The following is a 12,340-nucleotide window of genomic DNA, read 5'->3' on the forward strand; positions in this document are numbered from 1 at the left end:
AATAACGAAAACAGCACAAAAAAGTTACTTAAATCTCCAATATTGTTTACACAAGTCTGTTATCATTAAAACATTGTAATGCTCCTCGAGACAGAAATCAAAAAATAGCGCCCTACCCTTGAAAAGGCCGCAAAATAAAAATATGATAAGTCTAACTCGGAAATGCCATGCTACAGATAAAAGAAACATCGATATTGAAGCACAACACACAATGAATTTTTTTATTCCGTTACAGAGCCATACAAATCGGAGGTATCCTATGAATTCCTTGCTTCAAAAACTTACATCTCTTGATCAGAAAATATTCAAAGGAATTAATGGACGTTTACATCGTAAACCCCTAAGTTTCGGATTTTATTATATCACGCATATAGGCGGAGCCTGGTTTACTATTATTGCCACTTTGTTCATCTGGTATTTCACTGCGAATCCCTGGAGTCGTCTAGGTATGCAGGCCCTGGTTGCCCTAGCCATAAGTCACATACCTGTAGCTATAGCCAAGAAGGTGTACCCGCGTATTCGCCCTTATCTGGCACTTCCTGGTACAAATACTTTTCCCAATCCGCTGACGGACCATTCTTTTCCTTCTGGGCATACAACAGCGATCTTCTCGGTTACAGTACCATTTATGATCGTCATGCCATGGCTCATTTTCATACTTGGTCCGCTTGCTCTACTCGTAGGAACATCCAGAATTTATCTAGGGCTGCACTACCCATCCGATGTGCTTGCTGGTGCTGTAATCGGTTCCTCCGTAGCGTTCGGAACTGTTGCATTATGGACGTAAACGGGATATTGTAGTTGGTAGAAAACCTTGCAGGAAAAGGTGAAACCAAAGTGCAAAAACAAAGAGTATTGCTTTTATCTGAGGGGTTTGGAGCAGGACATACGCAAGCGGCATATGCACTTTCCAGCAGTTTACGCAAAATTGCTCCTCATGTTCAGACGAGAGTGCTGGAACTGGGCAGTTTTCTCAATCCTAGAGTAGCGCCGGTCATTATAACTGCCTATAAGAAGACTGTATCCTCCCAGCCCCGGCTCGTTCGCATGATGTATCGTAGCAATTATAATAAATCTTTAAATCGATTGACGACGCTAGCACTTCATCGAATATTTTATACGCGGACTTTACAGATCATCCGTCAACTGCATCCCAATGTCATCGTATGCACACACCCGATACCAAGCGTCGTGATCTCTCGAATCAAACGACTTGGCTTTGATGTACCGCTGTGCACCGTAATTACAGACTATGACGTGCACGGGGCATGGGTCAGCCGTGAGGTGAATCGCTACCTCGTATCGACCGAGCAGGTGAAGGAGAAGCTTCTTGAACGGGGTGTCGGTGCTTCAAAAATTCAAATTACCGGTATTCCTGTTCACCCTAACTTCTGGGAGAGACATCAGAAGGATGATATCCGGGCACAGTTCACACTTATCAATTTGCCCACGGTGCTCGTCATGGGCGGCGGTTGGGGCTTTATGAAGGATGAGGCTGTCAATTCCCTGCTCGCTTCCTATCGTAATGAAATTCAAATAATATTCTGCTTCGGCAATAACATCAAACAGCTTGAGAAGATGAAAAAGGATCAGCGGTACATTCACCCTAATATCCATCTACTCGGTTTCACTAGAGAGGTCGATAAACTGATGGAGGTTTCTGATCTGCTCATTACGAAGCCCGGAGGCATGACCTGCACCGAAGGCTTGGCGAAGGGAATCCCCATGCTCTTCCATAAACCTCTTCCCGGTCAGGAGGAAGAGAATTCACAATATTTCTCATCGCAGGGTTGGGGAACCGAGATCCACTCACTCAGCGATATCGAAGGATGGATACATCGTCTGCTGTACAATTATGCTGAAGTGCTTCGCACGCGTGAAGAGGTTCTAAAACATATCGCCAAGTATCACCCCATGCAGAGTGCTCAGGCGATTCTGGACCTGCTGGCCGATAACCCGAAAAGGAAGACAGACAGTCAAGAAGTTAAATAGTTTAGTCTAATACTTAAGTGTTTGGCAGTATACGACAATTAACGCTCTCGGCTCTAACCAAGCTGAGGGCGTTTTTCATTGCATGAAGCAAAAATGCCGCTCTAGCGTGGTCTAAACCACATTAGAACAGCATCTTTTTAAGGTAGTTCAAAAATTAAAATTCATCCATTTTATTTTCATGATAGCGTCTCAAGGCTGCTTCACCAATGATAACTTCACAACGGTGAATCGGCATTCCCTTACCGACGAACTTGCTCTCATACTCAGTCATCACATGCGCCTCGTTAATACCCCCCTCATGCAGGCTGAGCGATATATCGTTCAGTTGCAAACCCGTTGCAGCGAAGGCATTAAGTGAAAATTGGAATAAGGAACGTGAATCCGTCTTGAAATGGATCTCTCCATTCTCGTTCAGAATAGAACCGTATTTATTTAAAAAACGTGGATGAGTCAGGCGTCTTCTGCCATGCTTTTTCTTCGGCCATGGATCGCTGAAGTTCAAATAAACTCGCTCGATTTCTCCTGGTGCGAATATCTCCTCGATCTCTTCCACATTGCCAAGCGCAAGCCGAACATTGAGCGAGTCTGTCTCGCCAGTTGGAGTGGCTGCAACCGCCGTATTCGCTTCATCCGCTGGATGGGACTCTTCTTGTTCAACTAGGCCGTGAATTACCCGTACCTTCTCGCTGCCGCGACGGATCAGTTCATCGTACATGTCCATCCCGATGAAATTCACATCCGGATATTTGGCACTCATCCCGCTAATGAACTGTCCCTTGCCCATGCCCAGCTCCACATGAATCGGACGATCGTTGCCGAACACCTCAGACCAACGTCCTTTATATTGCTTGGGATCAAGCACAACCAGTTCAGGCTGCTGCTCCAAATTTTCCCTTATACCTTTTCTACCGCGTAAACGCATGATATTCCTCCACTTTCTTGTGAGTATACTATTAAAAAGAGGTTGTTCAATTGCGAAATAAATAGATTACTGAAATATTGTGCCGAAGTTCGTCGGAAAAGTAAAGAGTTACAGAGAAAAGGAACCCTCCACACCGCCGGGGAGACAGTGGGAAAGATTCCTTCTTCATATATTTTGGAATTGGGGTCCAACGAATGTTATTACAACCAAAATAACATAATCAGTTAACCATCGCAAGGAAAGTACGTAGGCCTTCATTCCCTTTTTTTATTGAACTTTGATACAATGAAGTCGTGAGAGCCTGTCAGAAGGCTGACTTTGCAAGTCATGATACTAATTCGCATATTTCTGTGACAAATAAAGGAGTTTTTCAATGCATACATCATTATCTGCTTCCCCGGTACTCTGGTCTGACAAAAGATTCCATACATGGAATTACGAGATGCGGCATGAATTTGGCGATAAAGTATTCAAAGTGATGCTTGATGCTGGATTTACCTGTCCGAACCGGGACGGCTCCATTGCCAAGGGTGGCTGCACCTTCTGTAGTTCAAGGGGATCTGGCGATTTCGCAGGCAGTCGCCGCGATGATCTAGTGACGCAGTTCAACAAAATTCGCGACAAACAGCATCTGAAATGGCCGCATGCTAAATATATCGGTTATTTCCAGGCTTATACGAATACGTACGCTCCGGTTGAGGAACTTCGTGAATATTACGAAGCAATCCTCGAGCAGCCCGGAGTCGTTGGTCTGTCTATAGCTACACGTCCGGACTGTCTGCCTGATGATGTCGTGGATTATCTCGCCGAGCTTAACGAGCGAACCTATCTATGGGTGGAAATGGGACTGCAGACGATCCATGATACGACCTCCGAACTAATTAACCGAGCCCATGATACGCAATGCTATCTGGATGCCGTTGAGAAGCTGCGCAGGCGGAATATCCGCGTATGCACCCATATCATCTACGGATTGCCTCAGGAGTCTCATGAAATGATGCTCGATACCGGGCGGGCAGTAGCAGCCATGGACGTTCAAGGCATTAAGATTCATCTGCTTCATCTAATGCGCAAGACGCCGATGGTCAAGCAATATGAAGCGGGACTTCTCCGTTTTCTGGAACAGGATGAATACGTGAAGTTGATTGTAGACACACTCGAATTCCTTCCTCCAGAAATGATTGTGCATCGTCTAACCGGTGATGCGCCGAGGGATTTGCTGGTCGGGCCGACGTGGAGCCTGAAGAAATGGGAAGTACTTAACGCAATCGACGCCGAGCTGAAGAACAGAGACACCTGGCAAGGCAAGTATTGGAGGGGTTAAGATGGGCTTTCTATCCGTATTAAGCTATGCCCATAAGCTGGTCGCAGAAAGGCTCCAGCCTGGAGACGCTGCTATCGACGCTACCGCGGGCACCGGGGCTGACACTTTGTTCCTAGCCAGAACTAGCGGACGACGCGGTCAGGTCTGGGCATTCGATATTCAAGCCGAAGCGCTCCGTCTGACCCAAGCAAGATTGGACCTGGAATCCAGGGACCAACTGGCCCATGTCACCTTGCTGCAGCGGAGTCATGCCGAGATGAGAGAGCAGCTTCCAGAAGCCGTCCACGGCCAGATTGGAGCCGTGATGTTCAATCTGGGTTATCTACCCACTGAGGAGGCCGATCAATCACTGATCACGCTGCCAGAGAGCACCATCGCCGCATTAGAGACGGCGGTCTCGCTTCTACGTCCGCGCGGGATCGCAACGGTCGTTCTCTATCCGGGACACTCAGGCGGGGACCAGGAGGCCGAGGCGGTACATGCCTGGGCCGCAAACCTGCCTTCATCGATCGGCCAAACAGTTTTGTACCGACAAATTCAGCGCCCTCATGCGCCTTATCTCATAGCGATCGAGAAGAAATAATTGTAAACTGGAATATATAAATGTTAGGCATTACAGTCTAATTGGAGAGGAAGTGTCCTTATAGATGCAAGAGAACACCTTTACTTTCGACAATGACGCTGGTCAACAAGTATTCGTCTATCACTGGTACCCGGACGATATAATGCTGCCATTGCGCGGCGTTGTACAGATCGCCCACGGTATGGCGGAGACAGCCAAGCGCTATACCCGTTTCGCTGAGGCGCTCACCGCCTCGGGTTTCCTCGTGTATGCGGGCGACCACCGCGGCCACGGCATGACGGCAGCGAGTCAATCCGAGTTGGGATGGCCAGGCAAGGACGGTCTGAACGGTATGGCTCGAGATATGACGAAATTAGGCGACATCATTCGCAGCAAGCACCCGAACCTGCCTCTCTTCTTGTTCGGCCACAGTATGGGATCCTTCTTGACGCAGAAATTAATGTACGCCGCTCCCGAGAATTATACCGGCTTTATTCTGTCCGGGACCAACGGGCCGAGAGCTTTCTCGCCTTCGGTGAAGGACTTGCCAAGCTGCAAATGAAACTGCAAGGACCAAGCCATCCAAGTGTACTCATGAATGCGATCTCCTTCGGCAGCTTCAATCGTCAGTTCCGACCTGTACGTACAGCCTTTGACTGGCTATCCAGCGATGAGGCAGAAGTTGATATGTTTATCGCTGATCCTTACTGTGGGTTCCTGTGCAGTGCGGAATTCTTCCAAGGCTTATTCGGAATTTTAAGAGATATTCATCATCCAGATCATGTGAGCCAGATTCCTAAGGACAAATCGGTATACATATTCAGCGGAGACCACGACCCTGTCGGATTAAGCGGCGCCGGAGTCAAGCGGCTGGTGCAATTGTATGAGCAACTAAGCATTAAGGATCTGGAAATGAAATTATATCCCGGCGGGAGACATGAAATGCTCAATGAGGTCAACCGCGACGAAGTCACGCGCAATGTCATCGACTGGTTGGAGAGACATATATCGTAGTGTCGGAGTAAGTGACCAAGGATAGAAAAGGAATATAAAATACGTCAGGAGCTAGTGAAGTGTTTTTCAAACAACTTCTTCACTAGCTCCTGACTATATTTTTGGAAGGTATCTTCATATTCATTGGGCAACCTCGTTGTTATAAGTAGTCTCGTATACCACGCTGTACATAAATTGTGCATATTTAATTAGGACAAATAGAGACACGATAATCGCAATGGACAACTCGACTAAAGAAATGTAATGCAGAAACGGGATGGATAAATAATTCGCAGATAGATTGCATGCGATTCCTGATATGACAAGTGGGAATGTAAAGGCCGCAAAGCTAGGATAAAAGTTCAATCGTAATAAGAATCTTAAGTTAAATATTGAAATAAGATATAGTCCTTGTGAAAGTACTAAAAATATAAGAACAAATATACTATTGGCCTCACTTGTGTATAAGGATAAATAGCCTGCTAAAATAAGTGAACCCGGTGCACCGATAATTGTAATAAGTGGGAACGTAGCTTCTTGATCATATGGGCTGAAAAAAGTTCGCTTAATAATTATCGGGAGTAGTATTACATAGTTCAAAATGGAAAGCCAAAGAAAGAATTGTCCAATCGAGTGATTAAAAGCATTCGCAGTAAATGTAATAACTCCAATGCCTACAAAGGTAATGAACCAGCTGGGCAAGATTTGTTGAACATTCATATTTTTAGAGAATACAAACCGTACGGTAAAATAGATCATTACTACTACGTGTAATAATACGGCCAAATACCAAATGGATGTACTAATATGATTTTGAACAAAAAAAGGAATATTCGATAAATATTTAGCGATCCCCATTAAAGTCATGGTAAATGTAGGAGATACAGAGGCAATCACAATATTCTTTAAGTCATGCATAACCATAGAAGGGATTACAGCCAATTTAACAAGAAGTGTGAAAATAATAAGAGATGCTAGAGAAAAAAACACAAAACTAACCGTATGCCAGTGAATGTTGATAAAAAAGTTTCCTAATGATATGAGAGCTAAGCTTAACCCGCAAATAGGAATGGGGAGTGATTTTAAGAGATTCATTTCAAGTACTCCTTCTTAATGTCTTTATTAGTGTGTTATTAAAATATCAAATTAAATTCCATCTATCCAATATAAATAAGTAATGCTAATCATTAGAATTTATAATGATAAATAAAATCAACTCAAATTTTGAGGCAATAGCGTTATGTAGTTTCGTCAGAATTAAATAGGGGAAAGTCTTTGAGAACAGGCCTACTTCGCCCACTCAAAGGATTTCCCCTCGATTTGTTGCCGCATCGTATTAAATAACCAGGTTACCCCGGTCCACCATTCCGGATCCTCCGCATAGGTCTTATTCAACCATTGAATAGGATGCTCATCTCTCATACGGCGGCTACTTATGTTCTTAACTGTCTTGGCGGCAATATCAGCCGAAACCTCGATGGTTGTGTTATAGCTCTCCCAGCTGCCGAATACGTTGAATGGATTATTCGCTATTTGCTTCGCTTGCTTTTGATCCTTCGGCACGAAGCCCTGCTCCTGTCCCGTAATCGCAAATAACAGCAAAGGATGAATATCATATCGCTTCGCCGATGCAATGATCGCCGACAGATATGGTTCTTCAGCAAGTAAAGAATTTCTATCCTGTAAAAATTGTGCTAACCGCTTCTTGTCTACTTTCACATAGTGAAGATCGTCAGGGATGCCGCCGGCTCTCTGTAAGCTCTCCCGCTCGCGGATATCGCGCAAGACGATCTCCATGACGCTTGGATATGACTGTACTTCAGCCGCAGGTTGCTCGTTCCAGAAGCTGTTCATCCTTATCACAAGAATGGTCACAGCAGCAAGACACCCTAGTGTGACCGACACAATGCTAGCCTGGTAGTGGACAAACCACTTCCAAATGGCTGTTGCTGGTGAATCTAAAAAATCGGCTACAGTAGCCGTCTCAACCGCAGCCGCTGTCTCTTCAGCAGCGCAGCCGGACTCATTCATAAGCTGAAGGGCTTCGGAAGCTTGCGACCTTTCTTTCACTAGCACCTTCAAGGAGATCATATCCGGTGAATGCTGAGACCATTGTTTCAGGGTATCCCTGACTCCTTTATCGTCTAAAGGGATGACCGATCTACTGCTTACCCATACCGTCAGGGCATTCAGTAATTCTTCCTGATTCAAATCCAGAGTCAGGCACTCAGCGAGCGCATCATCCTGATGGATGACCAGCGTATCCCTATGCTTATTCAGCAGCTCAAATCGCAACTGCTTCTTCACTTCATCCGGAAAAGAAGGAAGACGGCTATCAATGACCCGATGAGCCGCATCTGACCAGATCGCCAATCTCTGTTCTGAGTCAAGGTTCACATACTTCTTCTCTATGTACTTCTTTAGCCGAGCCGCTTCACCCTCGGATAAAATATATTCTTGCATATATACCCAGCCTATCCTATGTTCTTCCAGACAGAAAATATCCTTCTTGAAATGGATTCCATTTTTAAGCTGGGGATTCCTGCTTTTTGAACGAAGGTTCACATCCCTCCACGATACGGAGCTAATAGCATTTGTCTTGCATATAGAAATTGGGAGAGACGTACGAATTATCGTACTGCTTATGCCAGATATGCGTTGTTGCCGGTGACATCGGTGGGATTAACCAGGTCCAGTTCCCTGTGACGGCGCGTTCCTGCTTCGCTTCCCTTTGCTCGAACAGTGCGAACTGCTCTGCCGCTGTATGATGATCGACGATGCTCACACCTGCTTCACGGTAGGAATGCAGAACAGCAACATTCAATTCGACCAGGGCTTTATCTTTCCATAAGGAGCGATTGGATGTCTTGTCTAGTCCCATCGCCTCAGCCATCGCGGGTAACAAATTGTACCTACCTTCATCGGCGAGATTGCGGGCACCAATCTCGGTCCCCATATACCAGCCATTAAAAGGTGCAGCCGTAAAATGCAAGCCTCCGATCTCCAAACCCATTTCCGAGATGATCGGAACAGCATACCACTTGATGTTCAATTCGTTGAAGCGAGTATATTCAGGATGCCTGATCGGAACCTCCAGTATCAAACCGTCAGGCAGGGCAAACACCTGCGGTTGTTGCTCATTTACCTGCACAACAATAGGCAGAAGATCGAAGGGAGTCCCTCTTCCCATCCAGCCTAATTCCTTGCATTGATTCGTAAATGAGACGGAGGCTGGATCGCCGATGACTTCTCCCTCTTCAGCATAGCCTGCATAACGAATCAACTGATGGTTCCAGATACGAATATGGAGATCGGTCGTTCGTTGATGGAGTATCGTAATGGCTGGGCGAATTTTCCCGCCGTTCGTCGCATAATCGATATGCTGCAGCAAAGCCTCCGAGATTTCCTCTGCTGTGGACAAACTTCGTGCATCGATCACATTCAATGAGTCCCAGAACAACCTGCCGATACAGCGGTTGCTGTTCCTCCAAGCCATTTTTGCCCCGTGCTCTAGTTCTTCATAAGTTAATTCATAAGTTCCTATGCGCTCAATCTCCGCTTCAATCACAGCCAATCTACGCGTGGCCTCTTCTTGCGATTTATTCAGCTCGCCATAGCATTGATGGATGAACTCCTCAGCTTTCACATAAAGGAGACGATCACTCTCTTTATCCCGCTTCTTGATCTCCGTATCCGTGATGCTCAATGATGACATCTCCTTTTACCAATTTTCAACTACTCGCACCCGATCTTGGTCTGTTAATTCAGTCCTTCGATCGTTCCCTCATTCAAAATGAAGAAACCTTTTTGAGCGAACGCGATAATCTTACTCACGCTGATTCCTGTTTGCCGGGATATGTCAATCACCATCGTATCCGGTTTAACCTCAACGATACTTCGTATTTTGAAATAGTCTACCTCACAGCTCTCACACATCTTTCGGCTTCTTCTCTCGGATAAATTACCGCAGAAATCACAAATCTGATAGTTCCCCATGAAATCTCCTTTATAGTGTGTATCCAAATAATTTATCAGTAATGAAAATGATCTTGAAATGAAAGACACATTTATGAATAATGAAAATAGAGTGTAAAAACACTGCTCCGGTCGGTAGTCCGGACGTAAGAACAGTTAGTTCTGTTTCTTATCAGTAACCTTCCCCCTTGGGATGTCCATCACTCTGAAACAAATCAAAGGGGGCGGTTGCATGAAGCTAACCGTATTTTTTAATAGTCAGTTTTGGGTTGGTGTTGTTGAGAACCAAATCGGTTCCAATCTAAAAGCCTGTCAACATTTGTTTGGCACTGAGCCCAAAGATACTGAGATTCTAGACTTTGTATGCCACAAAATGCTGGATCTCGTCGCTGCAAGTAGACATGGTGTGGAAGCATGTCCAAGTATCGATAATAAGAGAATCAACCCCAAACGGATCGCCAGACAGGCGGCAAAGGAAGTCCACATGAAAGGAATCTCCACCTGGGCTCAAGAGGCGATAAAACTGGAGACAGAAGCAAGAAAGAAGGAACGCAAGACCCAAAGCAAAGAAAGACTGGAGGAGTTAAAGGAATATAAATACTCACTTAAACGTCAGAAGGCCAAAGAGAAGCAACGTGGAAGATGATTATCTAAGGCCCTTCCCTCCTGTGAATAGGTTATCATGTTGAAAAAAGGTCGCTCCAAAGCGGCCTTTTCCAGTTCGCGTTCAGATCAGTCTCTACTAAATTTCAAATTCGTCTCCCCTCTTGAAGTCATTCTACTCCCACCCAACTACCGCCGTTAAGGGCAGCGAGTAGTACACCGGAAGCTGATCAGCTTCCTGCTGATAGAGAACGACAAGCAACGAGCCGTTACTACCCTTGGCTTCCGCGCCTACGACAGATTCGCCTCCCAGAACATCGGTAAGCGAGAACGGAAGCTCCTCAATGACCGCATATTTCATAAGCTCACGCTCATCCATATTCCGGGCGGCTAGTTCTGCAGGAAGCTGTATCTCTCCTGAGGTTAGAGTCTTGAAGTAGTTATTACGCTCATGCTTGTGCAAGCGATCTTCCCACCATATTTTACGAGGCTTATACTTATGCCCCAAATAATAATCGAGCTTCATCAGGCCAAGTACGGTCTCCGGCTGTTTGAGCCCATGCTGGGCCAAAAATTCTTGCAGCCGCGAGAACAAATCCTCCAGCTGATGGCCGATCCGCTGCCAACCTCTCTCTTCCCAATAGTCTCCAAACTCCTGGAAGAAATCGAACGGGGACGTAAACTCATTCGTAATCAAGTATTCGATTGTATGATCCATCCGGTGATCGTTCCAGTACTTCTCCAGCACGTCCTCAAGTCGCTTGAGCCTGATCACATCGCTAAAAGGCAATATATTATTGCTCAATATTTCATAAGGCGCATGGTCCATGAATGTATATCCGTACTTGTCAGCATCATTACGAAGTCCGGTACCACGCAGCATCTTCAGGAATCCAAGCTGCAATTCCTCGGGACGCATCTCAAATACATCGTTGAACGTCTTGCGGAATGTCGAGTAGTCCTCTTCCGGTAGCCCGGCAATCAAGTCAAGATGCTGATCGATCTTACCGCTGTCTTTAATCTTGGTCACGGTACGCGTCAGCTTGGTGAAATTCTGCCGCCGCTTCACCAGCAGATTGGTCGGATCGTTCGTCGACTGCACGCCGATTTCAAAGCGGAAGATTCCTGGAGGTGCATTCTCCGCTAGGAAATCTAGCACTTCCGGTCTCATAATATCGGCGGTAATCTCGAACTGGAACACACAGCCGCGATGATTATCGATCAGGAATTGGAACATCTCCATCGCATATTCACGGTTAATGTTAAAGGTCCGGTCGAGGAACTTGATGACTTTCGCCCCGTTATCAATCAGATACATAATATCCGACTTCACCCGTTCGATATCATAATATCGCACCCCTACCTCAATGCTGGACAAGCAAAATTGACAGTTGAACGGACAACCACGGCTTGTCTCAAAATAAATAATCCGTTTACTGATATTCGGAATATCCTCGGGAAAACGATGCGGAGACGGGAGCGTGTTCAGATCTGATTTCGGTCTACCCGGATTGACGATCACCTCGTCGCCCTTGCGATAAGTTGCGCCGAACACGTAATGCAGCTTGCGCTCACCAGCGAGCTCCTGCAGCAAATGATGGAAGGTCTCTTCCCGTCCCCCATCACGATCGCGTCGATGTTCGGACAGCGCTTCATCCAGTACTCTGTATCGTAGGACACCTCGGGACCACCGAGCACGATGAACGTGTCGGGCAGCACTTTTTTTAAAAGGTCCACAAGCTTGAGCGTCTCTTCAATATTCCAAATATAACAGGAGAACCCGATCACATCAGGCTTCCGCTGATACAGATCAGATACGATATTCATCGCCGGATCCTTGATCGTATACTCTGCCAGATCGATATCGAACTCATTGCCGCTGTAAGCTTTAAGCAGTCGAATTGCCAGCGAGGTATGAATAAATTTTGCGTTTAATGTAGCTAGGACGACTTTCATGCTCTGTTCACAA

General features: G+C 45.9%; 10 protein-coding genes and 2 pseudogenes. 6 read left to right on the plus strand and 6 right to left on the minus strand.

All coding sequences use genetic code 11. The features are described 5' to 3' along the window. Window positions 1-259: 259 nt before the first annotated feature. Both RE628_RS21090 and RE628_RS21095 read left to right on the plus strand, forming a co-directional pair. Entirely contained in the window at window positions 260-787 is a 528-nt protein-coding gene (locus RE628_RS21090) for a phosphatase PAP2 family protein (protein WP_309154874.1), read from the plus strand. A 50-nt stretch (window positions 788-837) separates the two neighbouring features. Beyond that, complete coding sequence (locus RE628_RS21095) at window positions 838-1,992, plus strand: MGDG synthase family glycosyltransferase (protein WP_309154875.1); 1,155 nt, start codon at window positions 838-840, stop codon at window positions 1,990-1,992. 154 nt (window positions 1,993-2,146) lie between these two features. On the opposite strand, the gene trmB is transcribed toward RE628_RS21095, so the two are convergent. Beyond that, complete coding sequence (gene trmB / locus RE628_RS21100; RefSeq protein ID WP_309154876.1) at window positions 2,147-2,914, minus strand: tRNA (guanosine(46)-N7)-methyltransferase TrmB; 768 nt, start codon at window positions 2,912-2,914, stop codon at window positions 2,147-2,149. 373 nt (window positions 2,915-3,287) lie between these two features. On the opposite strand from trmB, the gene RE628_RS21105 reads away from it, so the two are divergent. The 3 genes and pseudogenes from RE628_RS21105 to RE628_RS21115 all read left to right on the plus strand — a co-directional run bounded on the left by RE628_RS21105 (window position 3,288) and on the right by RE628_RS21115 (window position 5,814). Next, window positions 3,288-4,238: a tRNA modification radical SAM protein MnmL/YtqA gene (locus RE628_RS21105; protein ID WP_309154877.1), complete on the plus strand. Its 951-nt coding sequence runs from the start codon at window positions 3,288-3,290 to the stop codon at window positions 4,236-4,238. A 1-nt stretch (window position 4,239) separates the two neighbouring features. Next, window positions 4,240-4,821 (plus strand): tRNA 5-(aminomethyl)-2-thiouridylate-methyltransferase MnmM, encoded by a 582-nt coding sequence (locus tag RE628_RS21110; RefSeq protein ID WP_309154878.1) that lies wholly within the window; start codon window positions 4,240-4,242, stop codon window positions 4,819-4,821. A gap of 64 nt (window positions 4,822-4,885) precedes the next feature. Next, window positions 4,886-5,814, plus strand: a pseudogene (locus RE628_RS21115) (alpha/beta fold hydrolase). 120 nt (window positions 5,815-5,934) lie between these two features. On the opposite strand, the gene RE628_RS21120 reads toward RE628_RS21115, so the two are convergent. The 4 genes from RE628_RS21120 to RE628_RS21135 form a co-directional block, all read right to left on the minus strand. Beyond that, entirely contained in the window at window positions 5,935-6,888 is a 954-nt protein-coding gene (locus RE628_RS21120; protein WP_309154879.1) for a TDT family transporter, read from the minus strand. Window positions 6,889-7,080: 192 nt separating this feature from the next. Then, window positions 7,081-8,256 (minus strand): hypothetical protein, encoded by a 1,176-nt coding sequence (locus tag RE628_RS21125; protein ID WP_309154880.1) that lies wholly within the window; start codon window positions 8,254-8,256, stop codon window positions 7,081-7,083. A gap of 121 nt (window positions 8,257-8,377) precedes the next feature. Next, entirely contained in the window at window positions 8,378-9,499 is a 1,122-nt protein-coding gene (locus RE628_RS21130; RefSeq protein ID WP_375142953.1) for a nitric oxide synthase oxygenase, read from the minus strand. Between the two features lie 53 nt (window positions 9,500-9,552). Then, window positions 9,553-9,789 (minus strand): hypothetical protein, encoded by a 237-nt coding sequence (locus RE628_RS21135; RefSeq protein ID WP_309154883.1) that lies wholly within the window; start codon window positions 9,787-9,789, stop codon window positions 9,553-9,555. Between the two features lie 211 nt (window positions 9,790-10,000). On the opposite strand from RE628_RS21135, the gene RE628_RS21140 reads away from it, so the two are divergent. After that, window positions 10,001-10,414, plus strand: coding sequence for a YjdF family protein (locus tag RE628_RS21140; RefSeq protein WP_309154884.1), 414 nt, complete (start codon window positions 10,001-10,003; stop codon window positions 10,412-10,414). Between the two features lie 132 nt (window positions 10,415-10,546). Here the strand turns inward: RE628_RS21140 and RE628_RS21145 are convergent. Continuing rightward, window positions 10,547-12,327, minus strand: a pseudogene (locus RE628_RS21145) (B12-binding domain-containing radical SAM protein). Window positions 12,328-12,340: the final 13 nt, after the last annotated feature.

This window comes from Paenibacillus sp. D2_2, from assembly GCF_031199965.1.
Taxonomy (GTDB): domain Bacteria; phylum Bacillota; class Bacilli; order Paenibacillales; family Paenibacillaceae; genus Fontibacillus.

Bases quoted from the DNA above. Each gene is read 5' to 3' on its own strand.
- RE628_RS21090 (WP_309154874.1), top strand. From the start codon at position 260: ATGAATTCCTTGCTTCAAAAACTTACATCTCTTGATCAGAAAATATTC.
- trmB (WP_309154876.1), bottom strand. From the start codon at position 2,914: ATGCGTTTACGCGGTAGAAAAGGTATAAGGGAAAATTTGGAGCAGCAG.
- RE628_RS21105 (WP_309154877.1), top strand. From the start codon at position 3,288: ATGCATACATCATTATCTGCTTCCCCGGTACTCTGGTCTGACAAAAGA.
- RE628_RS21110 (WP_309154878.1), top strand. From the start codon at position 4,240: ATGGGCTTTCTATCCGTATTAAGCTATGCCCATAAGCTGGTCGCAGAA.
- RE628_RS21120 (WP_309154879.1), bottom strand. From the start codon at position 6,888: ATGAATCTCTTAAAATCACTCCCCATTCCTATTTGCGGGTTAAGCTTA.
- RE628_RS21125 (WP_309154880.1), bottom strand. From the start codon at position 8,256: ATGCAAGAATATATTTTATCCGAGGGTGAAGCGGCTCGGCTAAAGAAG.
- RE628_RS21135 (WP_309154883.1), bottom strand. From the start codon at position 9,789: ATGGGGAACTATCAGATTTGTGATTTCTGCGGTAATTTATCCGAGAGA.
- RE628_RS21140 (WP_309154884.1), top strand. From the start codon at position 10,001: ATGAAGCTAACCGTATTTTTTAATAGTCAGTTTTGGGTTGGTGTTGTT.